At 51.3% G+C, this 23,931-nt stretch carries 29 protein-coding genes; 22 read left to right on the top strand and 7 right to left on the bottom strand.

Translation table 11 applies throughout. The features are described from left to right. Positions 1 to 28 precede the first annotated feature (28 nt). Positions 29 to 925, bottom strand: coding sequence for a LysR family transcriptional regulator (locus tag RSC70_RS11090; protein ID WP_332542438.1), 897 nt, complete (start codon positions 923 to 925; stop codon positions 29 to 31). A gap of 110 nt (positions 926 to 1,035) precedes the next feature. Here RSC70_RS11090 and RSC70_RS11095 point away from each other — a divergent pair, with 110 nt between their 5' ends. From RSC70_RS11095 to nrdG, 3 genes are all read left to right on the top strand, one after another. Next, positions 1,036 to 1,728, top strand: a complete 693-nt coding sequence (locus tag RSC70_RS11095) for a pirin family protein (protein ID WP_025798935.1) — start codon at positions 1,036 to 1,038, stop codon at positions 1,726 to 1,728. 399 nt (positions 1,729 to 2,127) lie between these two features. Continuing rightward, complete coding sequence (gene nrdD / locus RSC70_RS11100) at positions 2,128 to 4,266, top strand: anaerobic ribonucleoside-triphosphate reductase (protein WP_040046268.1); 2,139 nt, start codon at positions 2,128 to 2,130, stop codon at positions 4,264 to 4,266. 143 nt (positions 4,267 to 4,409) lie between these two features. Then, on the top strand, positions 4,410 to 4,874 hold the full coding sequence (nrdG, locus tag RSC70_RS11105) for an anaerobic ribonucleoside-triphosphate reductase-activating protein (protein WP_332542441.1): 465 nt from the start codon (positions 4,410 to 4,412) through the stop codon (positions 4,872 to 4,874). A gap of 5 nt (positions 4,875 to 4,879) precedes the next feature. Here the strand turns inward: nrdG and RSC70_RS11110 are convergent, their stop codons facing one another. Both RSC70_RS11110 and parS read right to left on the bottom strand, forming a co-directional pair. After that, complete coding sequence (locus RSC70_RS11110; RefSeq protein ID WP_130970631.1) at positions 4,880 to 5,338, bottom strand: RES family NAD+ phosphorylase; 459 nt, start codon at positions 5,336 to 5,338, stop codon at positions 4,880 to 4,882. Continuing rightward, on the bottom strand, positions 5,335 to 5,781 hold the full coding sequence (parS, locus tag RSC70_RS11115; protein WP_040046271.1) for a type II RES/Xre toxin-antitoxin system antitoxin: 447 nt from the start codon (positions 5,779 to 5,781) through the stop codon (positions 5,335 to 5,337). Before parS ends, RSC70_RS11110 begins: the two co-directional genes overlap by 4 nt. Positions 5,782 to 6,140: 359 nt before the next feature. Between parS and phnC the strand changes: the two genes are divergently transcribed. The 14 genes from phnC to phnP all read left to right on the top strand — a co-directional run bounded on the left by phnC (position 6,141) and on the right by phnP (position 17,125). After that, complete coding sequence (phnC, locus tag RSC70_RS11120; protein ID WP_040046272.1) at positions 6,141 to 6,941, top strand: phosphonate ABC transporter ATP-binding protein; 801 nt, start codon at positions 6,141 to 6,143, stop codon at positions 6,939 to 6,941. Positions 6,942 to 6,976: 35 nt separating this feature from the next. Next, the gene (phnD, locus tag RSC70_RS11125; RefSeq protein ID WP_282807426.1) at positions 6,977 to 7,993 is read left to right on the top strand and encodes a phosphonate ABC transporter substrate-binding protein; all 1,017 of its coding nucleotides are present in this window, start codon (positions 6,977 to 6,979) and stop codon (positions 7,991 to 7,993) included. Between the two features lie 75 nt (positions 7,994 to 8,068). Beyond that, a complete protein-coding gene (gene phnE / locus RSC70_RS11130) occupies positions 8,069 to 8,863 on the top strand; it encodes a phosphonate ABC transporter, permease protein PhnE (RefSeq protein WP_025798923.1) in 795 nt (264 codons plus the stop codon). Between the two features lie 20 nt (positions 8,864 to 8,883). Then, positions 8,884 to 9,609, top strand: coding sequence for a phosphonate metabolism transcriptional regulator PhnF (gene phnF / locus RSC70_RS11135; protein ID WP_025798921.1), 726 nt, complete (start codon positions 8,884 to 8,886; stop codon positions 9,607 to 9,609). Then, positions 9,610 to 10,083 carry a phosphonate C-P lyase system protein PhnG gene (gene phnG / locus RSC70_RS11140; RefSeq protein WP_332542443.1) on the top strand — a complete coding sequence of 158 codons (474 nt, stop codon included), beginning with the start codon at positions 9,610 to 9,612 and terminating at the stop codon, positions 10,081 to 10,083. Then, positions 10,083 to 10,682 (top strand): phosphonate C-P lyase system protein PhnH, encoded by a 600-nt coding sequence (phnH, locus tag RSC70_RS11145; RefSeq protein WP_332542444.1) that lies wholly within the window; start codon positions 10,083 to 10,085, stop codon positions 10,680 to 10,682. Before phnG ends, phnH begins: the two co-directional genes overlap by 1 nt. Then, positions 10,666 to 11,751 carry a carbon-phosphorus lyase complex subunit PhnI gene (locus RSC70_RS11150; protein ID WP_332542445.1) on the top strand — a complete coding sequence of 362 codons (1,086 nt, stop codon included), beginning with the start codon at positions 10,666 to 10,668 and terminating at the stop codon, positions 11,749 to 11,751. The genes phnH and RSC70_RS11150 overlap by 17 nt, the downstream gene beginning before the upstream one ends. Beyond that, a complete protein-coding gene (locus RSC70_RS11155; protein ID WP_332542446.1) occupies positions 11,744 to 12,607 on the top strand; it encodes an alpha-D-ribose 1-methylphosphonate 5-phosphate C-P-lyase PhnJ in 864 nt (287 codons plus the stop codon). Before RSC70_RS11150 ends, RSC70_RS11155 begins: the two co-directional genes overlap by 8 nt. Continuing rightward, a complete protein-coding gene (gene phnK, locus RSC70_RS11160; protein ID WP_046359410.1) occupies positions 12,604 to 13,410 on the top strand; it encodes a phosphonate C-P lyase system protein PhnK in 807 nt (268 codons plus the stop codon). Before RSC70_RS11155 ends, phnK begins: the two co-directional genes overlap by 4 nt. Positions 13,411 to 13,420: 10 nt before the next feature. Then, positions 13,421 to 14,110, top strand: a complete 690-nt coding sequence (gene phnL / locus RSC70_RS11165) for a phosphonate C-P lyase system protein PhnL (RefSeq protein WP_332542447.1) — start codon at positions 13,421 to 13,423, stop codon at positions 14,108 to 14,110. A gap of 12 nt (positions 14,111 to 14,122) precedes the next feature. After that, positions 14,123 to 15,259: an alpha-D-ribose 1-methylphosphonate 5-triphosphate diphosphatase gene (gene phnM, locus RSC70_RS11170; RefSeq protein ID WP_332542448.1), complete on the top strand. Its 1,137-nt coding sequence runs from the start codon at positions 14,123 to 14,125 to the stop codon at positions 15,257 to 15,259. Beyond that, complete coding sequence (gene phnN / locus RSC70_RS11175; protein ID WP_332542449.1) at positions 15,259 to 15,816, top strand: ribose 1,5-bisphosphokinase; 558 nt, start codon at positions 15,259 to 15,261, stop codon at positions 15,814 to 15,816. Before phnM ends, phnN begins: the two co-directional genes overlap by 1 nt. A 32-nt stretch (positions 15,817 to 15,848) precedes the next feature. Next, the gene (gene phnO, locus RSC70_RS11180; protein WP_332542450.1) at positions 15,849 to 16,307 is read left to right on the top strand and encodes an aminoalkylphosphonate N-acetyltransferase; all 459 of its coding nucleotides are present in this window, start codon (positions 15,849 to 15,851) and stop codon (positions 16,305 to 16,307) included. A 2-nt stretch (positions 16,308 to 16,309) separates the two neighbouring features. Beyond that, positions 16,310 to 17,125, top strand: coding sequence for a phosphonate metabolism protein PhnP (gene phnP / locus RSC70_RS11185; protein WP_332542451.1), 816 nt, complete (start codon positions 16,310 to 16,312; stop codon positions 17,123 to 17,125). 76 nt (positions 17,126 to 17,201) lie between these two features. Here phnP and RSC70_RS11190 read toward each other — a convergent pair whose 3' ends face one another. Continuing rightward, on the bottom strand, positions 17,202 to 17,834 hold the full coding sequence (locus RSC70_RS11190; protein WP_130985449.1) for an NAD(P)H-binding protein: 633 nt from the start codon (positions 17,832 to 17,834) through the stop codon (positions 17,202 to 17,204). Positions 17,835 to 17,950: 116 nt separating this feature from the next. Further along, positions 17,951 to 18,391 (bottom strand): YhbP family protein, encoded by a 441-nt coding sequence (locus tag RSC70_RS11195; RefSeq protein ID WP_332542453.1) that lies wholly within the window; start codon positions 18,389 to 18,391, stop codon positions 17,951 to 17,953. A gap of 68 nt (positions 18,392 to 18,459) precedes the next feature. Between RSC70_RS11195 and RSC70_RS11200 the strand changes: the two genes are divergently transcribed. From RSC70_RS11200 to RSC70_RS11215, 4 genes are all read left to right on the top strand, one after another. Next, the gene (locus RSC70_RS11200; RefSeq protein ID WP_332542454.1) at positions 18,460 to 18,759 is read left to right on the top strand and encodes a GIY-YIG nuclease family protein; all 300 of its coding nucleotides are present in this window, start codon (positions 18,460 to 18,462) and stop codon (positions 18,757 to 18,759) included. Between the two features lie 343 nt (positions 18,760 to 19,102). Then, positions 19,103 to 19,513 carry a GNAT family N-acetyltransferase gene (locus RSC70_RS11205; RefSeq protein WP_025798895.1) on the top strand — a complete coding sequence of 137 codons (411 nt, stop codon included), beginning with the start codon at positions 19,103 to 19,105 and terminating at the stop codon, positions 19,511 to 19,513. Positions 19,514 to 19,538: 25 nt separating this feature from the next. Then, on the top strand, positions 19,539 to 20,228 hold the full coding sequence (locus RSC70_RS11210; RefSeq protein ID WP_040046285.1) for a helix-turn-helix transcriptional regulator: 690 nt from the start codon (positions 19,539 to 19,541) through the stop codon (positions 20,226 to 20,228). A 21-nt stretch (positions 20,229 to 20,249) separates the two neighbouring features. After that, positions 20,250 to 21,554 (top strand): cytosine permease, encoded by a 1,305-nt coding sequence (locus RSC70_RS11215; RefSeq protein WP_332542456.1) that lies wholly within the window; start codon positions 20,250 to 20,252, stop codon positions 21,552 to 21,554. 59 nt (positions 21,555 to 21,613) lie between these two features. On the opposite strand, the gene RSC70_RS11220 is transcribed toward RSC70_RS11215, so the two are convergent. After that, entirely contained in the window at positions 21,614 to 22,117 is a 504-nt protein-coding gene (locus tag RSC70_RS11220; protein ID WP_043490735.1) for a GNAT family N-acetyltransferase, read from the bottom strand. Further along, entirely contained in the window at positions 22,111 to 22,632 is a 522-nt protein-coding gene (gene ubiT / locus RSC70_RS11225; protein ID WP_025798883.1) for a ubiquinone anaerobic biosynthesis accessory factor UbiT, read from the bottom strand. Before ubiT ends, RSC70_RS11220 begins: the two co-directional genes overlap by 7 nt. A 301-nt stretch (positions 22,633 to 22,933) precedes the next feature. Between ubiT and ubiU the strand changes: the two genes are divergently transcribed. After that, entirely contained in the window at positions 22,934 to 23,929 is a 996-nt protein-coding gene (gene ubiU / locus RSC70_RS11230) for a ubiquinone anaerobic biosynthesis protein UbiU (RefSeq protein ID WP_040046288.1), read from the top strand. The last annotated feature ends 2 nt before the right edge of the window (positions 23,930 to 23,931 follow it).

Consider the following 23,931-nt stretch of genomic DNA (forward strand, 5'->3'; position numbering starts at 1 on the left):
GCTCACTCCTCAAAAAATCACTGAAGGATCAGCGGTTCATAAACAGCTTAGGGATCTCGCGCAGAAGCCAAGACTTTGCCTCACCCATGCTGTCGCGACGCCACGCCATAATAATATCGGTTTCATGACTGTATTCGGCGCTCACCACCCGCAGGCGGCCTTCGGCAATATCCTGTTCGACCAGCGGATAAGGCATCGTAGCAACGCCTAGCCCATCGATAAGCGCCTGACGTTTATACGCAATGGTACTCACGGTCAAACGCTGTTGCTTATCAAGCAGCTGAACCGTCAAAACGGGCCGTTCACGCGCGGTATCCGCCACGGCAATACCACGATATTTCACCCGAACGGCGTCGGATAAAGGCTCAGGTTCTAAATGAATAGGATGATCAGGGGCGGCAACATAAACGCTCATCACCTTATAGAGCTTACGCACGTTGATCTCAGACGAAGAGCGAAAATGCATATCGGGTGCAATCACAATATCCGCACGTCCTTGCTCAAGACGTTCCCATGCCCCCGCTAAAACTTCGGTCATGAGAGACAACTGCGTATTGGCTTTTTTCGAAAGCTTATCCACCAACGGGAAAAGCTGCGTGGCGGGCACTAACGCTTCGCATACCACCGTAATGTGCGTTTCCCAACCGCGCGACAACGCTTCAGCGTCTGTCGTCAACTTATCGGCCGCTTCGAGAAGAATGCGCCCACGTTCGAGCAACATACGTCCCACATTGGTAAATTTCGTACGATGACCAGAACGGTCAAACAACACCACATCCAGCTCTTCTTCCAGCTTTTGCATGGTGTAGCTTAAAGCTGAAGGCACTCGGCCTAATTCGTCTGCCGCCGCTGCAAAACTTCCACGACGATCGATGGCATCCATGACCCGCAATGCTTCCAATGTCAGCGCGCGATCTTTACTCATAGCATCCTTCTATTCAGGAAATTTGAATATGGCGACCAGATTAACTGGCTAACAATCTCACGTCCAGACGCTTACCATGGTTATATCGATTATTAAGAGCCTTGAGCGCCATGATTACACAACGAAAAGCCCAAAACTGCGGACACGCTGACTATGGTTGGCTCAAGTCCCGCTATACATTTTCCTTCGGCCACTATTTTGACCCTAAGCTGATGGGATATGCGTCACTGCGCGTTCTCAATCAGGACGTACTGGCACCCGGTGCGTCATTGCAGCCACGCACCTTCCCACGCGTTGATGTATTGAACATTATTCTTGATGGTGACGTAGAGTACCGCGACAGCGAAGGCAGCCATACACAAGCCCATACGGGCGATGTAGTGTTACTCGCCACGCAGGGAAACATCAGCTATAGCGAACATAATCTGAATAGTGACAAACCGCTTACGCGCATGCAGCTATGGCTAAACGTCTGCCCTGAAAGGGAAAACGACGAGATCCAACGCCTCACGCTGGTGGAAGAGCCTTATCGATTGCTCGCTTCGCCCGAAGGCGACAACGGCAGCCTACAACTGCGCCAGCAGGTGTGGATCCATCATTTAGACCTGAAACCGGGCGAGCAGCACACATTGTCTTTGCACGGTTCGCGCGCCTATGTGCAGTCGATTCATGGGAGCTACAAAACGCAGGATAGCGCCGAACTGCTGGCCTGCGGCGACGGTGCCTTTATCAATGATGAAGAAAGCCTAACCCTCACCGCCGTCACACCGCTGCGCGCACTGGTGATTGATTTGCCGGTTTGATTAAATTTCAGCATCTTTAGCATCTGGATCTTTTATCTCTAATATCGGGTCCAGATGTTTATCTCAAAAAAACCAAAAACTAACAAAACGCCTCTTGTAAGATCAGCTTCATCACCCCCTATTAACTAGCCAATCACCGCCTGCAAACAACTCTTGTTGCATTAAGAAAAACGACCTCGCTCTCGGTTTGTATAACGTTTCTACCGAAAATAAAAATCTTTGCGCTATGTCAAACTACTGCGCTTTAACTCAAATCAAATACCATATATAGTGTGTCTCACTTTAGAACATACCCATATGTAGTAGTTATCCACAAAACATCCACAAGACTGCGTCAAGCCTTATGGCACGCGGATTGTGGCTGTGGATAACATACAAAACGGGAAAAGGAGCGACGCGGTGAAACCAATAGTGATTAAACGGGACGGTTGTCAGGTACCATTTGACGAACAGCGAATCAAGGAAGCTGTGGTGCGTGCTGCCCGAGCGGCAGGCGTTGATGATACTGATTATTGTGCAACCGTAGCCCGCGTAGTCGCTATGCAGATGGCCGATCTCGAGCGTGTTGATATCCATGTGATTCAAAACGCAGTAGAAAACCAGCTGATGGCAGGCAACTATAAGCAGCTTGCGCGTGCATACATTGAGTATCGTCACGACCGTGACGTGTCTCGTGAACAACGTGGCCGTCTTAATCAGGAAATCCGTGGCCTGGTTGAGCAAAGCAATGCCGCTTTGCTGAACGAAAACGCTAACAAAGACAGTAAAGTCATCCCAACCCAGCGCGATCTGTTGGCGGGTATCGTGGCGAAACACTACGCGACGCAGCACATTCTGCCGCGCGACGTGGTGCTTGCGCATGAGCGCGGTGAAATTCACTACCACGACCTGGATTACTCTCCGTTCTTCCCAATGTTTAACTGCATGCTGATTGACCTTAAAGGCATGCTGACTAACGGCTTCAAGATGGGTAACGCAGAAATTGAGCGTCCTAAATCTATCTCGACCGCAACCGCCGTAACCGCACAGATTATCGCTCAGGTCGCCAGCCATATTTATGGCGGCACCACGATTAACCGTATTGACGAAGTTCTGGCACCGTTTGTTACCTCAAGCTTTGAAAAACATCGTAAGACCGCAGACGAATGGAACATTCCAGACGCAGAAGGCTACGCAAAAACTCGCACCGAAAAAGAGTGCTACGACGCATTCCAATCTCTGGAATACGAAGTCAACACGCTGCATACCGCTAACGGTCAAACCCCGTTTGTGACCTTCGGTTTTGGCTTGGGAACCAGCTGGGAATCTCGTCTTATCCAGCAATCGATCCTGAAAAATCGCATCGCGGGCTTGGGTAAAAACCGTAAAACTGCCGTATTCCCTAAACTGGTCTTCGCAATTCGCGATGGCCTGAACCACAAGTTTGGCGACGCTAACTACGATATCAAACAGTTAGCGCTAGAGTGTGCCAGCAAGCGTATGTACCCAGATATTCTTAACTACGATCAAGTGGTTAAGGTTACCGGCTCGTTCAAAACCCCTATGGGCTGCCGCAGCTTCTTGGGTGTGTATGAAGAAAATGGTGAGATGATCCACGAAGGGCGTAACAACCTTGGCGTCATTAGCCTAAATCTGCCGCGTATCGCTTTAGAAGCCAAAGGTGACGAAGCTGCATTTTGGAAATTGCTGGACGAACGTTTAGAGCTGTCTAAGAAAGCATTAATGACGCGTATTGCTCGTCTGGAAGGTATCAAAGCACGCGTTGCACCGATCCTCTATATGGAAGGTGCATGCGGTGTTCGCCTGAAAGCCGACGACAATATCGCTGATATTTTCAAAAATGGCCGTGCATCAATTTCACTGGGCTACATCGGTATCCATGAAACGATGAATGCGCTGTTTGGCAACCAAACTCACGTCTTCGACGACGCAACCCTGCGCGCGAAAGCCGTGGCAATTGTTGCACGTTTACAGCAAGCAACCGACAGCTGGAAAGAAGAAACCGGCTACGGCTTCAGCTTATACAGCACGCCAAGTGAAAACCTGTGTGATCGTTTCTGCCGCTTAGATACCGCTGAATTTGGCGTTGTGCCGGGCGTGACCGATAAAGGTTATTACACCAACAGCTTCCACTTGGACGTTGAGAAAAAAGTTAACCCATACGACAAGCTGGATTTTGAAGCGCCATACCCGCCATTGGCGAGCGGCGGCTTCATTTGCTACGGCGAATATCCAAACTTGCAGCACAACCTGAAAGCGCTCGAAGACGTCTGGGATTATAGCTATAGCCGTGTCCCTTACTACGGCACGAATACGCCAATTGATGAGTGCTACGAGTGCGGCTTCACCGGTGAGTTTGAGTGTACCAGCAAAGGCTTTACCTGCCCGAAATGTGGTAATCACGATTCGGCTAAGGTTTCCGTGATCCGCCGCGTCTGTGGCTATCTGGGTAGCCCTGATGCTCGTCCGTTCAACGCCGGTAAGCAAGAAGAAGTGAAACGCCGCGTTAAGCACTTGAACAACGGGCAGATTGGTTAAATACAACGAATGACCCCACCCTAACCCTCCCCTTACCAGGGGAGGGAACCATTCGGAGCGGATGAATAACGATCCGCTCCTCCCCCTGCCAAGGGGGAGGCTGGGAGGGGGATTCCCTCCGCATTTCTTATAGATAAGCAGATATGAATTTCCATCAATATTACCCCGTAGACGTCGTCAACGGGCCGGGTACTCGCTGCACGTTATTCGTTTCCGGTTGTGTGCATGAATGCCCAGGTTGCTATAACAAAAGTACATGGCGACTGAATTCAGGCATGCCGTTTACGCAAGAAATGGAAGATCAGATCATTGCCGATCTGAATGACACACGCATTCCGCGTCAGGGCTTATCCCTTTCTGGTGGCGATCCGCTACATCCGCAAAATGTGCCGTTTATTCTAAAGCTAGTACAACGCGTGCGTGCGGAATGTGAAGGCAAAGATATCTGGGTTTGGACAGGCTATAAGCTAGACGAACTTAGCGAGGCACAGCGTGAAGTGGTGGATTTGATCCACGTACTCATCGACGGAAAATTTGTACAAGATCTCAAGGATCCGATGCTCATCTGGCGCGGCAGTGCGAATCAGGTTATTCACAAGCTGCGGTGATCGCGTCATTTCAGCCGCTCATCAAAAGCATGCGGTATTTCAGCTACCGTAGTTAGGTAGCGTTCAAACTTTGGATGCTGCGGATTCAGTAAGAGATTATTTTCCTGTGGCACAATCACCGAAGGCACCCGTAATCCTACGGATACCTTCGATGCTATCCACTGTGAACCCATGTCGGCGGTTACCGGCGAGATCTCATCCTGACGCCAGTCAGCAGGCAATACGCTGACGTCCAGCGAACTAATATCACGGTCGTCAATTTCTATCGAAAAAAGCGAGTAAAACTCGGTTAACCGCGCGCTTTCGAGGTGAACCAAACATTCCAGCATCGCAAGCGAGATAGAACTGGCCAGATACACCATTGGGCTACCCATGCGGTTCCAGCGCCCGCCAAACTGCTTTGCTCCCTGCCCCGTGAATGCGCTGTTTGCAAATTTGGTTTTAACAATGCGATAGCCCATCATGAGAATACACCGTGCTCCAAGCGCCCAATCAGGTTTAATACCGCAATAGCTCCACTCTCCGTGCTGATAAGGCTCGCGGGGGCAGTCTGCCCTAAAGCACGCACGGGATGTGTTAGCCAGTGGATAGCCTGCTCTTTATCATCCTCAAAAAGGGCAATCGCCGCGTTCATCACCCGCACCAAACGAGCAATGCTTTCACTCTGCTCGGGCGATAACGTTTTAGGCCCATTCTTTCGACGAGAAACCTGACGGCCGCTGATCCCCGCGATCTGGACGATATCGGCCTTATTAATCCCCGTCCATTGGTGAATATTTTCAATCACGTCAGTAGGTAATCCCTGTTTAAGCAACTCAAGCAACTGAATACTACCTTCTGGTGGAAAACTCACTACGCGCCAAAGTGTGCTTTCATCCCGCTGCTGAGTTGGTGTGAACATACGCATACTTGCCTCCTGCCACTTAGCCATACGTCTATGCTCAATATAGACCTATGACCCACAGTCGACAATCCTATCGTGCAAATAACAACCACGCATCGTGTTATATAAAAATGCTCAACGCATGTCTTCATGAGTTTTCAATGTCTTGCCAAAACTGTATTACGCTGTCCAGAATGCGCTGTAAGACAAGGCTCAATGACACGCTTTATGTAATCTGCTTCGCATCCCTCCTGTTTACTGCTGTCATCCTAACGCCTTCAACTATTCATATTTCTGCAACATATAAATAACCATTTTGTCATTTTCAATCGGCACCATGAGCGCAACTTAATTTTGACCACCTCAATAAAGAGGGTTACGCCATGTCGATTATTCGAGTTACGAACCTCAGTAAAACATTCGCCGGTCAGCAGGCGCTGCACAGCGTTGGCATGGAGGTTCAACAAGGACAGATGGTGGCCTTGCTCGGCCCTTCTGGCTCAGGGAAATCTACGCTGCTTCGCCACCTAAGCGGACTTATCACCGGCGACCGCCATGACGACTCCCATATCGAATTATTAGGCCGCACCATTCAAAAGCAGGGGCGTCTCGCGGCAGATATTCGCCGTAGTCGCAGTGATATTGGCTATATCTTCCAGCAATTCAATTTAGTTAATCGCCTGACGGTTCTCGAAAACGTGCTGATTGGCGCGCTAGGCGCAACGCCATTTTGGCGCACCTGTTGCGGTTGGTTCACTCAAGAACAAAAACAGCAGGCCATGCAGGCTCTCACTCGCGTGAGCATGGCCTCCTTCGCCCACCAGCGTGTATCCACGCTTTCCGGTGGCCAGCAGCAGCGCGTTGCCATTGCGCGTGCGCTGATGCAAAAAGCCAAAGTTATTCTCGCCGATGAACCCATTGCGTCACTGGACCCTGAATCCGCCCGTATCGTGATGGAAACCCTGCTCGATATTAATCAAAAAGACGGCATCACCGTGGTGGTCACACTGCATCAGGTGGATTACGCCCTGCGCTATTGCCAGCGCGTCATAGCGCTACGTCAGGGACATGTTTTCTACGACGGGGAAAGCGCGCATTTAGAACGCGAACAAATTGAACATCTCTATCGCGGCGTAAACCGCGTCAATGTTTCTACCCCTGAAACCGAAGCCGTTGCGGCTTAATTCGAACCTTCAACATGCTCATAGGGAGTCATCACATGACTTACAAAACGGTAGCCGCGCTGGCTTTCACCAGCATGTTCAGCGTCTGTACCCTGCTTGGCACAGCACACGCTGAAGAACAGGCTCCGGCGCTCAACTTCGGCATTATTTCGACAGAATCCCAACAAAACCTAAAACCGCAGTGGGACCCGTTCCTCAAGGATATGGAGAAAAAGCTGGGTATGAAGGTCAATGCCTTCTTCGCCCCAGACTATGCGGGCATCATCCAAGGCATGCGCTTTAACAAAGTCGATATCGCGTGGTATGGCAACCTCTCGGCGATGGAAGCCGTGGATCGCGCCAACGGACAGGTCTTTGCTCAGACCGTGGCTGCAGATGGTTCACCAGGCTACTGGAGCGTGCTGATCGTGAATAAAGACAGCCCGATCAACAACGTTCAAGAAATGCTGGCCAAGAAGAAAGATCTTACCTTCGGCAACGGTGATCCTAACTCGACCTCCGGTTATTTAGTCCCTGGCTATTACGTTTTCGCCAAGAACAATACCGCCGCCAGTGACTTTAAACGCACCGTTAACGCCAACCACGAAACCAACGCGCTCGCCGTGGCGAACAAGCAGGTTGATGTCGCGACCAACAATACCGAAAACCTCGATCGTCTGAAGCTCACGGCACCGGAGAAATTCAAAGATCTGAAAGTGATCTGGAAATCCCCGTTGATCCCTGGCGACCCTATCGTATGGCGTAAAAACTTGTCAGAGGATGCCAAACAAAAGATCTACGGCTTCTTTATGAATTACGGCAAAACGCCGGAAGAACAGCAGGTTCTCAAAGGCCTGAGCTGGGCACCTTTCCGTCCATCCAGCGATCTTCAACTGGTTCCCATCCGCCAGCTCTCACTGTTCAAACAAACTCAAACGATTAAAGCCAACGAAGGTTTAAGTCCAGCCGACAAAGCAACAAAAACCGCGGCGCTACAGGCTCAAATGGACGATCTCGATCGTCTGAGTTCGGCGCTAAACGCCATGAACAGTTTGAAAACAGCCACTCAGTAATTTGGCCGTCGCCTCCTAGCTCTGCATACAGAAAAGCTGAGCTAGGAGAAAAGCGACGCCAAATTGGAGATACAGATGCAAACCACTCAATCCACCGCAGCCTTAGTGCCCGAGCAAAAGCGTAGCTGGTTTAGCCTTTTCACCGGCGCCATTCTACTTGCGGTTCTCGCTTGGTCTTGGCACGGCGCGGAAATGGCTCCGCTCACGCTGTTTCGTGATGCAGGCAATATGGCGACCTTTGCCGCCGATTTCTTCCCGCCCGATTTTAGCCAATGGCAGCAATATCTTGGCGAAATGCTGGTAACGCTCCAAATCGCCGTTTGGGGAACCGCACTTTCCATCGTGCTATCTATTCCGTTAGGGCTGATGAGCGCTGAAAACCTTGTGCCATGGTGGATCTACCAACCGACTCGCCGACTGATGGACGCCTGCCGCGCCATTAACGAAATGGTATTCGCCATGCTGTTTGTGGTGGCTGTCGGTCTTGGCCCATTTGCTGGGGTGCTGGCGCTGTTTATTCATACCACCGGCGTTTTGGCGAAGCTGTTTTCAGAAGCGGTCGAGGCCATCGAGCCGGGCCCAATTGAGGGCGTCAAAGCCACCGGAGCCAACAAGCTGGAAGAGATCATCTACGGCGTTCTTCCTCAGGTTATGCCGCTGTGGATCTCTTATTCACTCTACCGTTTTGAATCCAACGTCCGCTCCGCCACCGTGGTGGGTATGGTCGGTGCAGGTGGTATCGGCGTCACCTTGTGGGAAGCCATCCGCGGATTTCAGTTCCAGCAAACCTGCGCACTGATGGTGTTCATCATCGTCACGGTCAGCCTGCTGGATTTCATGTCTCAGCGTCTACGCAAGCACTTCATCTGATTAAAGAGGCTTTGTTTGTTATGCACTTATCTAGACATCCGACCAGCTTTCCAACCCGCTACCAAGAGATTGCGGCGTTATTGGAACAAGACCTTCGCCAACATTATCAGTGCGGAGACTATCTTCCCGCAGAGCATCAGCTCGCTGAACGTTATGAGGTGAATCGCCATACTCTGCGCCGCGCCATTGATGAATTAGTCGTTCGAGGCTGGGTGCAACGTCGTCAAGGCGTAGGCGTTTTAGTGTTGATGCGCCCGTTTGATTATCCGCTGCACGCACAGGCTCGCTTTAGCCAGAATCTATTGGAACAGGGCAGCCATCCCACCAGCGAGCGGTTGATCTCGGTGCTTCGCCCTACCGTTAGCCATATTGCCGATGCGCTAGGGATGGAAGAAGGCCAACAGGTTATTCATCTGCGCACCCTGCGTCGCGTCAACGGCGTGCCGGTATGCGTAATCGACCATTTCCTACCGGATCTCAGTTGGTGGGGCACGTTGCAAAACTTCACCAGCGGTTCGCTGCACGGCTACATCCAGCAACATCTTGGCCGTGAACTCAGCCGAACTCAAACCCGCATTAGCGCACGCCGCGCACAGGCCAAAGAGAGCCGACTGTTAGAAATCGCCACTCATGCACCGCTGATGTGTGTTCGTACCTTAAATCACTGTGAAGGCCAGTCACAGCCTGCGGAGTATTCCGTTAGCCTGACGCGTGCCGACATGATCGAACTGACCATGGAGCACTAAATGGACGCCACACCGTCTCACTCTCATTTTTCAATCGCTGAGCGCCAACGCTGGATGGCAACGCTGGCGCACAGCCAGCCCGACGACCTTAATCCGCTGTGGAATGCCCTGCATCTGAACGCTCTGGAGTGGAAAAATATTCGCCCCGCAGAAACCGGCCTCACCCAAATACAGGCGCGTACCGGCGGGAGCGGCCAGCGCTTCTACCTCGGCGATGCCACGCTCACTCGCGCAGTCATTCAGCTCAGCAGCGGCACCTATGGCTACAGCTATCAGCTTGGCCGCGACAAATCTCACGCCGAGCGCTGCGCGTTAATCGACGCCCTGCTGCAAGAACGCGAGCACAACATGACTTTGCTGGAAAACCTGATTAACCCACTCGCCGCACTGCAACAAGAACGACACCAGCAGCGCGCCCAAGAAATTGCAGCTAGCCGAGTGGACTTCTTCACTCTGGTTCGCGGAGATAACTAATGACGTTAATGACCGCTTTTACATTGCCCGTGCATGATGCACAAAACCATTTTCGCCGCCTGCTGAAAGCCATGAGCGAACCCGGCGTGATCGTGAATTTGAATAACACGCCAGAAGGCTGGCTGCCGCTCAACAGCGCCACCACCAGCGTGCTGTTAACCCTGAGTGACCAAGATACGCCAGTATGGCTCACGCCCGAGCTAAGCTCGGAAACCGCGCAGCAAAATCTGCGCTTTCATACCGGCACACCACTGGCCATCGAACCTTCACAGGCAGCCTTTGCGGTCGTGAATGAACAGGTTACCGCTGAACAACTGACTGATTTCGCACAAGGTGAAGATGTTTCACCGGAAACCAGCGCCACGGTGATTGTGCAGGTAAAAAGCCTCAGCGGTGGCCACATGTTGCGCCTGACCGGCCCCGGTATTTTAGAAGAGCGCATGATTGCGCCTCAAATTTCAGACGTCGTGCTCAACGCTTTAACCGAACGTTCGCACAACTTCCCGCTGGGCTGCGATTTCATCTTTACCTGCGGCGAACGTCTGCTTGCCATACCACGCACTACGCTCGTGGAGGTGTTCGATGTACGTAGCCGTTAAAGGGGGCGAAAAAGCCATCGCCGCCGCCCACCGCTTGCAAGAACAGAAGCGCCGCGGATCGACTCAGCTCAATGAGCTCAGCGTGGATCAAATCGATCAGCAACTCACGTTAGCCGTCGATCGCGTGATGACCGAAGGTGGGATCTACGATAGACAGCTTGCCGCACTGGCGATCAAACAGGCCAGCGGCGATCTGGTGGAAGCCATCTTTTTACTGCGCGCCTATCGCACCACCCTACCGCGTCTGGCGGTCAGCGATGCCTTGAACACGCAGGATATACGTTTAGAGCGCCGCATTTCGGCGGTGTATAAAGACCTTCCCGGTGGCCAAGTGCTCGGCCCAACCTATGACTACACCCATCGGCTATTAGATTTCACGCTGTTAGCCAACGGCGAAACGCCAGAAATCAACCGCGATGAAGCGATGAACGAATCGCATAGCCCGCACGTCTTCAGCATGTTGGCGCAGCAAGGGCTGGCACGCGCGGAACACGACAACGGCGCTGAACCCGATGACATCACCCGCACACCGCCGGTTTATCCCTGCTCTCGCTCTTCGCGTTTACAGCAGTTGGTACGCGGTGATGAGGGCTATCTGCTGGCGCTGGGCTACTCCACCCAGCGCGGCTATGGGCGCAACCATCCGTTTGCGGGAGAAATTCGCAGCGGTTATGTCAGCCTGAGTATTACGCCTGAAGAGCTGGGCTTTTCCGTTGATATTGGCGAGCTGTTGCTGACCGAATGCGAAATGGTCAACGGCTTTGTTGCCCAACCCGATGATGCCCCGCATTTCACGCGCGGCTACGGCTTAGTGTTTGGCATGAGCGAGCGCAAAGCGATGGCGATGGCGCTGGTCGATCGTGCGCTTCAAGCCCCCGATTACCAAGAGCAGATCAACGGCCCCGCTCAAGACGAAGAGTTCGTGCTGGCGCACGCCGATAGCGTAGAAGCCGCCGGTTTTGTCTCCCACCTTAAATTACCGCACTACGTTGATTTTCAAGCCGAGCTGGAATTACTCCACCGTTTACAACAGGAATTCAATGACCGTCAGGAGAATGCACATGACTAACGTGCTAACCGGTTACAGCTTAGCGGGCTATAACTACGGCTATCTCGATGAGCAGACCAAACGTATGATCCGCCGCGCGATCCTCAAAGCCGTGGCGATCCCCGGCTATCAGGTGCCCTTTGGCGGACGAGAAATGCCGATGCCCTATGGCTGGGGAACCGGCGGAATTCAGCTTACCGCCAGCGTGATTGGTGAAGCAGATACCTTAAAAGTGATCGATCAGGGCGCAGACGACACCACCAATGCGGTATCGATCCGCCGTTTCTTCCAGCGCGTTACCGGCATTGACACCACCGAAGTGACCACCGACGCTACGCTTATTCAAACTCGCCACCGCATACCTGAAACGCCGCTGCGCCAAGACCAAATCATCATCTATCAGGTTCCAATGCCTGAGCCACTGCGTTTTATCGAACCGCGTGAAACCGAAACGCGAAAAATGCATGCGCTGGAGGAGTATGGCGTCATGCAGGTGAAACTGTATGAGGACATCGCGCGTTTTGGCCACATCGCGACCACCTATGATTATCCCGTGAAGGTCAATCATCGCTATGTGATGGCTCCCTCCCCCATTCCAAAATTTGATAATCCCAAGATGAACATGATGCCCGCGCTTCAGTTGTTTGGTGCCGGACGCGAAAAACGGATCTACGCCGTTCCCCCATACACCAAAGTGGAAAGCCTCGACTTCGACGATCATCCGTTCAGCGTGCAGCAATGGGATCAGCCCTGCGCGATTTGCGGATCGCAGCACAGCTATTTGGATGAAGTGGTGCTCGACGATCAAGGCTCCAGAATGTTCGTCTGCTCCGACACTGATTTTTGCCGCCAGCACAGCGAGGCCAATGCGCAATGAACGCCACAGACTCGATCTTCTCAGCGCCAGCCGACGATCTGCCGCTGCTTTCCGTGAACAATCTGACCCACCTGTATGCGCCGGGCAAAGGCTTTAGCGATGTCTCTTTCGATCTCTATCCGGGCGAAGTGTTGGGGATCGTCGGAGAGTCGGGATCCGGTAAAACAACGCTGCTGAAATCCATCTCTGCACGCCTCACCCCGCAGCAGGGAGAGATTCGCTATTTGAGCGCCCAAGGCGTTCAGGATTTATACGCCATGAGCGAAAGCGATCGCCGTCGCCTGTTACGTACCGAATGGGGCGTGGTGCATCAGCATCCGCTCGACGGGCTACGTCCGCACGTTTCGGCCGGTGGCAATATCGGCGAGCGCTTAATGGCCGTAGGCCAGCGCCATTACGGCAATATTCGCGCCGAAGCCATGCGTTGGCTGGAAGACGTGGAGATCCCAGCCACGCGCATTGACGATCTACCCACCACGTTTTCAGGCGGGATGCAGCAGCGCCTGCAAATAGCGCGCAATTTGGTGACTCATCCACGCGTCGTATTTATGGATGAACCCACCGGCGGGCTTGATGTTTCAGTACAGGCTCGCCTGCTCGATCTGCTGCGCACGTTGGTGGTCGAGCTTCAGTTAGCCGTAGTGATTGTGACCCATGATCTCGGCGTGGCTCGCCTGCTGGCGCATCGTTTGCTGGTGATGAAGCAAGGCAAAGTGGTTGAGAGCGGACTGACGGATCGCGTATTAGACGATCCTCATCATCCGTATACCCAGTTGTTGGTTTCTTCCGTTTTACAAAATTGAGCAAAAAATCATGACCATAACAACACGCTTGCGCGTAGAGAATCTGAGTAAAACCTTTGTCCTGCATCACCAAAATAGTATTCGTCTGCCGGTGCTTTCAGACGCGTCATTGGAAGTGAACGCCGGTGAGTGCGTGGTTTTGCACGGTCATTCAGGCAGCGGGAAATCAACGCTGTTGCGGTCGCTTTATGCCAACTATCTACCCGATGAAGGCAGCATCTGGGTACAGCATCAGGGTGAATGGCTGGATATGGTGCAAGCCCCAGCAAGGCAGATCCTCGCCGTGCGTCGCAAAACGATCGGCTGGGTCAGCCAGTTTCTGCGCGTGATCCCACGCATTAGCGCATTAGACGTAGTGATGCAGCCGATGCTTGAACTGGGCTACGAACGTCAGGCCTGTGAACAAAAATCGGCGGCGTTATTAACCCATCTCAACGTTCCCGAACGCCTCTGGCATTTGGCACCTTCCACCTTTTCCGGCGGCGAGCAGCAGCGCGTAAATATCGCTCGTGGATTCGTGGTTGATTATCCGATTTTGTTGCTCGATGAACCGACGGCGTCGCTCGATACCACCAATAGCGCCGCGGTGGTGAGTTTGATCGATCAAGCCAAAGCACGTGGTGCCGCTATCGTCGGGATCTTCCATGATGAAGCCGTGCGCGACCATGTTGCAGATCGTCTGCATGTGATGACTGAATAGCGGAGCAAAACCATGATCGTGAACAATGTAAAACTGGTGCTGGAAAATGAAGTGGTGGCAGGTTCGCTTGAGGTTCAAGACGGTGTGATCCGCGCCTTTGCCGATAGCGATAGCCGTTTACCCGAAGCCATCGATGGCAACGGCGGCTGGCTGCTGCCTGGCTTGATTGAGCTACATACCGATAATTTGGACAAGTTTTTCACTCCACGACCTAAGGTCAGCTGGCCTGCGCATTCTGCCATGAGCAGCCACGATGCGCTGATGATTGCCTGTGGGATCACCACGGTGCTGGATGCCGTAGCTTTGGGTGACGTGCGCGACGGCGGCGATCGCTTAGATAATCTGGAAAAAATGATTAACGCAGTGATCGACAGCCAGCAGCGCGGCGTCAATCGCGCTGAGCATCGCCTACACCTGCGCTGCGAACTCCCTCATCACAGCACGCTTCCCCTGTTCCAACAACTGGTGGAGAAACGCGGCGTGTCTCTGGTGTCATTGATGGATCACTCTCCCGGCCAGCGCCAATTCGTTAACCCGCAGAAATATCGCGAATATTTTCAGGGCAAATACCATCTCAGCGATGAGCAGATGGATGCCTATGAACGTGAACAGCTGGAGAATGCTGAGCGCTGGTCACAGCCCAATCGCCATGCCATCGCTGATCTCTGCCGCACGCGCGGTATTGCGCTCGCCAGCCATGATGATGCCACCGAAGCACATGCCGATGAATCACATCAGTTAGGCAGCGTGATTGCCGAATTCCCCACCACGGTAGAGGCGGCACATGCATCACATCAGCGCGGCTTGCAGGTCATGATGGGCGCACCCAATATTGTGCGGGGCGGCTCGCATTCCGGCAACGTTGCGGCTCATGAATTGGCTTCACTCGGCGTATTGGACATTCTGTCATCCGACTATTATCCCGCGAGCCTGTTGGATGCCGCGTTTTGCGTAGCCGCCAGCGAGAACAATACGTTTACGCTGCCTCAGGCAATGTCATTAGTGACACGCAATCCGGCGAAAGCGTTGGGGTTGTCCGATCGTGGCGTGCTTGCGGAAGGCAAAAGAGCGGATTTGGTATTAGCTCAACGCCACGGCGAACATATTCATGTGAATCACGTCTGGCGTGAAGGGATACGGGTGTTCTAATGGCAAAATTAATTTATCTGGTAGGCGCGTCGGGCTCAGGTAAAGACAGTTTGCTTCAGGCGTTACGCGAGCAGCAAACCACGCCGTTGCTCGTCGCCCATCGCTATATTACTCGGGCCTGCCATGCAGGCTCGGAAAATCACATCGAGCTCAGTGAAAAAGAGTTTATGCAGCGGCGCAGCCAAGGACTTTTTGCGCTGCACTGGCAGGCTAATCAGCATTATTATGGGTTGGGTATAGAAATAGATCAGTGGCTAGCTCAGGGGATTAGCGTGGTGGTCAACGGTTCTCGCGCCCATCTGCCTATCGCCCGCGAGCGCTATGGCAATCGAATGCAGGCCATGTGTTTGCAGGTTTCTCAAGCCACTTTACGCCAGCGTTTATTAGCGCGAGGACGCGAAACGCCGCTGCAAATAGAGCAGCGTTTGCAGCGTGCACAGGATTATCAATTACCGGAAAGCGTACGCTGTGACTATCTGAATAATAATGAAGATTTGCAGCATACGCTGCAGGAGTTTTTGCGCCTCGTAGAGCGCACTATTGCCGTTTCCGTTTAATTTTTTGTTTCGTCATCACGTAGAGGTTCTGTATGCCAGAGACGACTTCTCCCCATATCATTTTACGCCCCGCCACCGCGCAGGATGAAGGCACGGTGTATCACCTGATGTATGAGCTTGAGCAATGTGAGTTTGACCGCCTCGCTTTCGCCAAAGGCTATGCGCTCAATTTGGCCAATCCGAATATGCACTATGCGTTAGCCACGCAGAACGCCGAGGTGCTGGGTTTTATTAGCCTTCATCTGCAATATCATCTGCATCACGTCAACTGGATTGCCGAAATTCAGGAATTGATCATTACGCCGCAGGCACGTGGCGCTGGCGTGGGTAAACGGCTGTTGCGTTGGGCAGAAGATACGGCGCGTGAATTAGGGGCGGAACAGACCGAACTCTCCACCCGCGCAACGCGTTATGACGCGCATCGTTTTTATCAGCGTGAAGGCTATCTTCACACGCATTTTCGCTTCGTTAAGCCGCTGTCGGATCAGTAACGATGTCCAAGCTTACTCTCACATTTTTAGGCACCGGCGGAGCACAGCAGGTGCCCGCTTTTGGCTGTCAGTGTATGGTCTGTCTGCGCGCCAGAGAACAGCCGCAATATCGGCGAAAACCTTGTAGCGCCATGCTGGAGTATAACGGCAGCCGAACGCTGATTGACGCAGGTTTGCACGACCTAACTGAACAGTTTACACCTGAACAAATTAGCCAGTTTTTGCTAACGCATTACCATATGGACCACGTTCAGGGATTATTCCCGCTGCGCTGGGGCGTGGGTGAACCCATTCCCGTTTATGGGCCGCCGGATGAAATGGGCTGCGACGATCTGTTTAAGCATCCCGGCATACTTGATTTCAACCATACGCTTACGGCGTTTGAAACCATCCAGCTGCAAGGATTGAGCATCACACCGCTTCCGCTCAACCATTCAAAACTCACTTTTGGTTATCTATTCACAACGCCCCATCATCGAATCGCCTATCTGACAGATACCGCAGGCTTGCCCGAAGCTACCGCAGATTTTTTGTGCCAGCAGTCGCCGGAAATCATGATTATCGACTGTAGCCATGAGCCACGCCCAAGCACGCCGAAAAACCACAGCGATCTCAATACGGTGATAGCGTTAAAACAGCGGATAGGCTGCGAGAAAATTTGGCTGACCCACATTAGCCATCAGTTTGATGCGTGGATGCTAGAGAATTCGCTGCCCGAGGGTATTGAAGCGGCCAGAGATGGATTAACGCTGACCGCAGATGAGGGTAACTATGATTGTAATGTCGATCGTTTAAAAGACCGAGATACACGGGTCTAGCATACCGCGGGGCACTCCGGCGGCTTACGCCGCTACGACCCCATCGGCATGCTCCCCCTAAAATCGGGCTTAAGCTCTATTGAGAATATTTTTGAATCTGTTCTGACTCGATGATCTGCAAGCGATAAGGCGCTGGATTACGTGCAGATTTCAGCATCGCCATTGCTACGGCTGAAGCCTCGACGGCTTTCCATTTCTCGGGCAACAGCTTAAAGATGGGTTCTGAAATTTGCTCTAACAATCGTGGTTTTGGCCTATCGCCTTGTAACATTGACGGACGCACTATCGTGAGATGCTGCCACGCTTGCAGCTCCAACGCTTTCTCCATTTCCCCTTTCGTGCGGCTATAAAGGAACGAAGACTGTGGATTCGCGCCAAGCGCACTCACTACTGAATAGTGCTGGCAGCCATTTTTTAGCGCCACCGACCCACACTCAACCACCAGCGTGTAGTCTACATAGCGGAATGCGGCATCGCTGCCGGCATCTTTGCGCGTGGTACCCAAGCAACAAAATGCGATATCAATAGGGGTCGTCCATGTTGCCATCGTCGCGCATAAATCATCTGCAACCGGATTCACCAGTTTTTCTGACGGCGGTAAGGGCCTACGCGTTGGGGCATAGATTTTGCTGATGCCTGAATCTTGTTCTAGAAGTTTGAGTAATTCACTTCCGACTAAACCCGTCGCGCCTAACAATAAAATTTTCATCCGTTTTCCTCCCTGTCTTGAGTATAACGCGAGAAAAGCAGGAGGTAAGGACTTCAAGCAATTAGTTTCAGTGATATATATCTAACTTTTCCGTCGTCATAATGATTATGTCGCCATTATTCCTGCGCAGGGGTTCGCTCCCAGCGAATTTTCTTCGCAAAGCCTAATTTATTGTCCGTCATTTTTATCTGGTTGAGCGAAAGCTGCCAAATAGGCGCAGACATTAAACGGGCGGCGGGAAATTGCTGGTAATAGCGGCTTCGGGCTAGATGCTCATTTTCACCTTCTAATATCATGGCCTCACCCGAAAATTGCAGCCCACGGATCAGCGCAATAGTTTTGGTTTGATGCGCGATGGTTCCCGCGACCCGAGGATTTTTAAGCAACATCCCTCCGTGACGGGTGCGCGTTTCCGTCATGAAATAGAGCGCCATACGCTCTTCATCAAAGACGTAGAAACAGTTGGCACACCACATTTCCCCCTCCCAACAAGTTCCAAGCGTTAACACATGCTGGGCATGCAGGAAGCGGCAAATATGCTCTTTATCAGTCGTCATGGGTGGGTCTCACAGGCCGTGATGGATAAGGGTATAATGTCATGAAACGGCTAACCGATTAAATCCTAATGACTACCGAACCTCATGAAACCCGTTGGTATCTTTATCTCATACGCACCGCATCAGGCGCGCTTTATACCGGTATTACCACCGACGTAGAACGCCGCTACCAGCAGCATCAGAATGGAACAGGTGCGAAGGCATTACGCGGTAAGGGACCATTACAGTTGGCATTTTCATGCTTAGTGGGTGAGAGAGGACAAGCTTTGCGATTGGAATATCGTATCAAGCAGCTAAATAAAGCACAGAAGGAGAAATTGGTGACGGAAAGACCAGAATTGCTAGAGGAATGGTTTAGGATCTCGTAATTAAACAAGAAAGTTTATTAATGCAGGAAAAAATATGCGGCTCCCCTTTGGCAATTTACTGTTGCTCTAGCGGTGGAGCCGTAAAGAACGGCTGGTTTTTCTTTATAGCGCCCTGGTGAGGCGAAATCAGCATCTTCAGACAGAGCGCCACAAACAGCGAAGGTTTACGAGGCACGTTGTTATTTGTTTAACTCTGTCACATTCAATATAAACACTGTGCGTCAATGTGGGAACGGGTGAAAACCACCCTTGAAACACTTTAACAAAAGTGATACTAAATTTGGTTTAGCTCAATTCCTTTAATTACAACCCTAATTATTTACATGCAAAGGTATATTTCACCATGAACATCAATATTACGGATGCGCCAAACCCGCAGGATGAAGAGTATGTCATTGACAGTCTCTGGGCGCACAATAGCAAAACCGAAGCCGTCGATATTCATCCGCTATTTTTAACCGTCACTGACGACAAGGGAAAAATCGTTGCGGGTTTGGTTGCAAGAACCTGGTGGGGCGGGCTTGAAGTTCAATATCTGTGGGTCAGCGACGAATACCGTAAAAGTGGATATGGTCGCCAACTGATGGAAAATGCTGAAAAAGAGGCGCTAAAGCGCGGTTGTCACATGGCTTATGTCGATACTTTCGATTTCCAAGCCAGAGGTTTTTATGAAAAGTTAGGCTATCGTGTATATGGTGATTTAGGCGGATATGCTCACAGATTTACGCGGCACTATCTGGCAAAAGAACTCTAATACATTCTTGAGCGGAGAGGTTGTCATGGATTTGCCCGACAAAAATAATGAAATTTATTTCAAGGGCCTGATTGCCATGATGGAACACTTGAGTGAACCGTGGGGCATCAAAGATCTGCACTCTCGCCATGTCTATATGAATCAGGCAGCTTATCTCTATACCAATACCCCGCTTGATTTCGATATCGAAGGTAAAAGGGACGATGAATTCCCCGCCCATTGGGCTGAGCTCTCTCCTGAATTTATAGAGCACGATAAAAGAACTGAAGAATCTCAGGATCGCGTCACAGTAATAGAAACACATTACTGGTACGGGAAAGAATTCCTCATGCCTTATATCAGTGAAAAATTGCCTATTTTTAATGAGAAAAAAGAATTAATCGGTGTGATGTGGAATGCCAAACCGCTTAATAGCCTATCTCCGTTCAAATATATAAACCAACAGAAACCCAGTATCCTCACCACTGAAATTAATAATACAACGTTCACTCGTTCAGAATTAGACGTTATATTTTTAATGCTGCAACGACGTTCAGTTAAAGAAATCGCAAAAATATATAACATCAGCACCAAAACAATAGAAAACAGAATATATACCATCTACCAAAAATCTGATGTCCATACGCAGCAACAATTTGAGGAGTTTTGCAAAGTTGCGCACTTGGATAATTATATTCCCGACCGGCTAGTGGCAAAAGGGATTCAGTTTATCTAAACAACAAGGGTATACCTTATCGTGATCAAAATTGAAGATTATCCATTGAGCAGAGTGCCACAGGATAAAAGGGTTTCATTTTTAAGCGTCGCTATCGTTCATATGGGTATGTTGACCGCGCTAGATCAGTTCATGCTTGGCGCGGTATTGGGTAATTCCATGTCGCTAACGGATGCATTTACGGCCATCTTGATCGGCAGCGTCATATTTGGCGTTGTCACCTACGGCCTCGGTTTGGCAGGGATGCGCGAAGGCATATCCGGCAGCCTGTTGGCGCGCTGGTGTGGTTTTGGTCGTTTGGGTTCAGTGCTTATCGGCGTGGTTGTCGCCGTCAGTTTGCTCGGCTGGTTTGGGATTCAAAACGCCATTTTTGCTAAATCCTTGGACTTTGCACTCGGTCACAAGCTCGGCTTTGGCTGGGCCGCGGCCTTATCCGGCAGTTTCCTCACCATATTGGTCGCATTTGGTTTCAAGGCCTTGCGCATTGCAGCCAGAATCGCCGTGCCGATGTTTATTCTGCTGGTCGCCTATATATCCTTTCATGTTTTATCTGGCCATAATTTGCCTGAAATTATGCAACTTGCGCCGCATGGTGAACCGCTATCTATCAGCGCCGGTATTACGATCGTCGTGGGTGGCGCGATTGTCGCCAGTCTGATGACGCCTGATTTAACGCGTTACTCTAAAAACAAGAAGCATGTGTTGGGCGTGACTATCGCCACCATCGTTGCCGGTGAGTTTATCATCAATGGTTTGGCGATTCTGATTGCCAAGACCTTAGGCACTGCGGACGTAGTCACGATCATGGCTCAAGCTGCGGGTGGTGCCGGTCTGCTAGTCGTGGTGTTCTCGACATTAAGAGTTAACGATCTCAACCTCTACTCGTCTTCACTCGGCATCGTGAATGCGGTCGAAGGACTGACCGGCAAGAAGCTAAAATACATCTCTACCACGCTGGTCATTGGTTTTCTAGGAACCACGCTTTCCGTGCTGGGTATTCTGGATCGTTTTGTTGATTTTCTTACCGTTCTGGGCGTGGTTTTCCCACCGATTATCGGCATTATGTTGGTGGACTATTTTATCCTGCGTTCTCATCGCCATATTTTGGACAAGACTCGCGCGGCAGGGAAACTGCCGAATGACAGCCAAACGCCGGTTATTGGTTGGGCTGCTATTATCGCCAGCATTGTCGGGAGTGTTGTGGGGCTGGTTACCGAATGGGGCATTCCAACGATCAATTCGTTGCTTGCCGCCAGCTTGATATATTGGCTGTTTAAAGTCGCGGTCAATCGCAATCAAAAACCCGTTGAGACAGAAGCCGCCTAGTTTTGCCTTATAAACTCTGGATACTCCCTGAAAATGGGGAGTATCCAGAGGTGTCAAACTCAGCCGCGTCCAAACGGGGCTGAATACTCAACCACCCCTTTGCAGTTTTCCATTTCACCATCGGCTAATGGGTAAACCTGAAACGACGCTTCAGTGCCAGGAAGTCTGCTACGCAAACCATGTTCTGCGGCATTCTGAAAACCAAAACGACTGAAATAGGCCGGTTCACCAAGCACGACAACGGCGGAATAACCAAATTCATTCAGAGAGTCTAAACCTTCATAAATGATTTTTTCTGCCAGCCCCTGACGGCGGTGGGCTTCATCCACCACTACCGGTGCCAAACCTACGCATTGGCGGTCTTCACCATCAACATAAACCGGGCTGAAAGCCGCGTATCCAACCACGCCGCCCTCTTCATCGGTGGCAACAACGCCTAGCGTTAGCAGGCCATCCTCACGCAGACGATGTACAAGCTCTGCTTCTTCACTGGTTGGGAACGCGTTGCGTAGCAGCTGATCGATACCAGCAGCATCAACAGGAATTTCAACGCGAATTAGCATGGTGAAACCTCTTGGGTAGCGGGCGGTGATGCTTCTTTCATGCCTGCATCAACGAATTCAGCCAACTGTAACAGACCAAAACGCAGCGGCTTAGGCATGGCATCTAAATCTATCGCATCCATCAAGTTTTTGACATATAAGCCAAGCTCAGTATCACCTTCGATACGTAAGCGACGTTGGAAAAACAGCGTATCAGGATCTTCTTTACGTGCCGCAATCAGAATCAAATCGTTGGCATCTGCGCTGAAGCTTACGTCGGCCTCTTGATGCTGGCTGACCTGTAATTTGCCTTGGTTAACGGTGACAAACCACTTTAAGCCAAGATCGCGTACTTCGACCTTCAGCCAACGATCTTCCAGAAATTCAAGCTCATCATCCTCAAGCGCCTGACGAAATTGCCAGCCCAGCAGTTGTTCCAGCACCTGTCGTTGTAAAGCAAACGGCGTGAATTTTAACGGGACGCTTAAAAACGCCGGGCCTTGACGCACTAAACGTGCTCGTAATTTTTCCAACACTGGAATGACTCCTTTTGATACGGGTGCGGGTATTTTGCCACATTAACAGCGCAAGACAGCGCGCTATATCAACAAAACGAACCCTTATTAGTTTGGCACGCATAGAGCGTGAAAATAATTTGGGTAAAGAATAACCGCCATGTTGCTGCTGTCAACACGCGAGAAACTGCCTCAAATCAAAACGGCTGATGAATGGGTTATCTAGAATGATCGCCATTAAAATTATCACTCAGGGTTCAACCGATCACCTGTTGTCATTAATTGCCACTCATCGCTAACGTGGCTTGTTCAGGAATGATATATGGAGTTGCTTTGCCCCGCCGGAAATTTACCTGCCCTGAAGGCAGCGATCGATAACGGCGCAGACGCCGTTTATATCGGTTTAAAAGATGATACCAATGCACGGCATTTCGCTGGCTTGAACTTCACCGAGAAAAAACTTCAGGAAGCCGTTAGCTATGTGCACCGCCACAACCGCAAATTGCACATCGCGATTAACACCTTTGCCCACCCTGACGGCTATGCCCGTTGGGAACGTGCCGTAGATATGGCCGCGCAGCTGGGAGCTGACGCGCTCATTTTAGCCGATCTCGCTATGCTCGAATATGCCGCCGAGCGCTATCCGCACGTGGAACGTCACGTGTCCGTTCAGGCTTCGGCAACCAATGATGAAGCCATCCGTTTCTATAAACAGCACTTTGACGTGTCGCGTGTGGTACTACCGCGCGTACTGTCGATCCATCAGGTGAAACAGCTGGCACGCACCAGCGAAGTTCCGCTGGAAGTCTTTGCTTTTGGCAGCCTGTGCATTATGGCTGAAGGTCGCTGTTACCTGTCATCTTATCTCACCGGTGAGTCACCAAACACCGTTGGAGCCTGCTCTCCAGCTCGCTACGTGCGCTGGCAGCAAACCCCTCAAGGCATGGAATCACGCCTGAATGACGTGCTTATCGATCGCTATGAAGATGGCGAGAACGCCGGGTATCCAACGCTGTGTAAGGGTCGTTATATGGTTGATGGCGAGAAATATCATGCGCTTGAAGAGCCTACCAGCCTGAATACTCTCGAGCTTCTGCCTGATTTGCTGGGCGCAAATATTGCCTCGGTGAAAATTGAAGGCCGCCAGCGTAGCCCCGCCTACGTGAGCCAAGTGGCGAAAGTATGGCGTCAGGCCATCGATCGCTGCCAGAAAGATCCAGAAGGCTATAAAGCCGAGCAAAGCTGGATGGATAGCCTTGGCGCAATGGCCGAAGGAACTCAAACCACATTGGGTGCCTATCACCGGAAATGGCAGTAAGG

It is taken from the genome of Hafnia sp. (genome assembly GCF_036648275.1).
Classification (GTDB): domain Bacteria; phylum Pseudomonadota; class Gammaproteobacteria; order Enterobacterales; family Enterobacteriaceae; genus Hafnia; species Hafnia alvei.

Bases quoted from the DNA above. Each gene is read 5' to 3' on its own strand.
- RSC70_RS11090 (WP_332542438.1), bottom strand. From the start codon at position 925: ATGAGTAAAGATCGCGCGCTGACATTGGAAGCATTGCGGGTCATGGAT.
- RSC70_RS11095 (WP_025798935.1), top strand. From the start codon at position 1,036: ATGATTACACAACGAAAAGCCCAAAACTGCGGACACGCTGACTATGGT.
- nrdG (WP_332542441.1), top strand. From the start codon at position 4,410: ATGAATTTCCATCAATATTACCCCGTAGACGTCGTCAACGGGCCGGGT.
- RSC70_RS11110 (WP_130970631.1), bottom strand. From the start codon at position 5,338: ATGATGGGCTATCGCATTGTTAAAACCAAATTTGCAAACAGCGCATTC.
- parS (WP_040046271.1), bottom strand. From the start codon at position 5,781: ATGCGTATGTTCACACCAACTCAGCAGCGGGATGAAAGCACACTTTGG.
- phnC (WP_040046272.1), top strand. From the start codon at position 6,141: ATGTCGATTATTCGAGTTACGAACCTCAGTAAAACATTCGCCGGTCAG.
- phnD (WP_282807426.1), top strand. From the start codon at position 6,977: ATGACTTACAAAACGGTAGCCGCGCTGGCTTTCACCAGCATGTTCAGC.
- phnE (WP_025798923.1), top strand. From the start codon at position 8,069: ATGCAAACCACTCAATCCACCGCAGCCTTAGTGCCCGAGCAAAAGCGT.
- phnF (WP_025798921.1), top strand. From the start codon at position 8,884: ATGCACTTATCTAGACATCCGACCAGCTTTCCAACCCGCTACCAAGAG.
- phnG (WP_332542443.1), top strand. From the start codon at position 9,610: ATGGACGCCACACCGTCTCACTCTCATTTTTCAATCGCTGAGCGCCAA.
- phnH (WP_332542444.1), top strand. From the start codon at position 10,083: ATGACGTTAATGACCGCTTTTACATTGCCCGTGCATGATGCACAAAAC.
- RSC70_RS11150 (WP_332542445.1), top strand. From the start codon at position 10,666: ATGTACGTAGCCGTTAAAGGGGGCGAAAAAGCCATCGCCGCCGCCCAC.
- RSC70_RS11155 (WP_332542446.1), top strand. From the start codon at position 11,744: ATGACTAACGTGCTAACCGGTTACAGCTTAGCGGGCTATAACTACGGC.
- phnK (WP_046359410.1), top strand. From the start codon at position 12,604: ATGAACGCCACAGACTCGATCTTCTCAGCGCCAGCCGACGATCTGCCG.
- phnL (WP_332542447.1), top strand. From the start codon at position 13,421: ATGACCATAACAACACGCTTGCGCGTAGAGAATCTGAGTAAAACCTTT.
- phnM (WP_332542448.1), top strand. From the start codon at position 14,123: ATGATCGTGAACAATGTAAAACTGGTGCTGGAAAATGAAGTGGTGGCA.
- phnN (WP_332542449.1), top strand. From the start codon at position 15,259: ATGGCAAAATTAATTTATCTGGTAGGCGCGTCGGGCTCAGGTAAAGAC.
- phnO (WP_332542450.1), top strand. From the start codon at position 15,849: ATGCCAGAGACGACTTCTCCCCATATCATTTTACGCCCCGCCACCGCG.
- phnP (WP_332542451.1), top strand. From the start codon at position 16,310: ATGTCCAAGCTTACTCTCACATTTTTAGGCACCGGCGGAGCACAGCAG.
- RSC70_RS11190 (WP_130985449.1), bottom strand. From the start codon at position 17,834: ATGAAAATTTTATTGTTAGGCGCGACGGGTTTAGTCGGAAGTGAATTA.
- RSC70_RS11195 (WP_332542453.1), bottom strand. From the start codon at position 18,391: ATGACGACTGATAAAGAGCATATTTGCCGCTTCCTGCATGCCCAGCAT.
- RSC70_RS11200 (WP_332542454.1), top strand. From the start codon at position 18,460: ATGACTACCGAACCTCATGAAACCCGTTGGTATCTTTATCTCATACGC.
- RSC70_RS11205 (WP_025798895.1), top strand. From the start codon at position 19,103: ATGAACATCAATATTACGGATGCGCCAAACCCGCAGGATGAAGAGTAT.
- RSC70_RS11210 (WP_040046285.1), top strand. From the start codon at position 19,539: ATGGATTTGCCCGACAAAAATAATGAAATTTATTTCAAGGGCCTGATT.
- RSC70_RS11220 (WP_043490735.1), bottom strand. From the start codon at position 22,117: ATGCTAATTCGCGTTGAAATTCCTGTTGATGCTGCTGGTATCGATCAG.
- ubiU (WP_040046288.1), top strand. From the start codon at position 22,934: ATGGAGTTGCTTTGCCCCGCCGGAAATTTACCTGCCCTGAAGGCAGCG.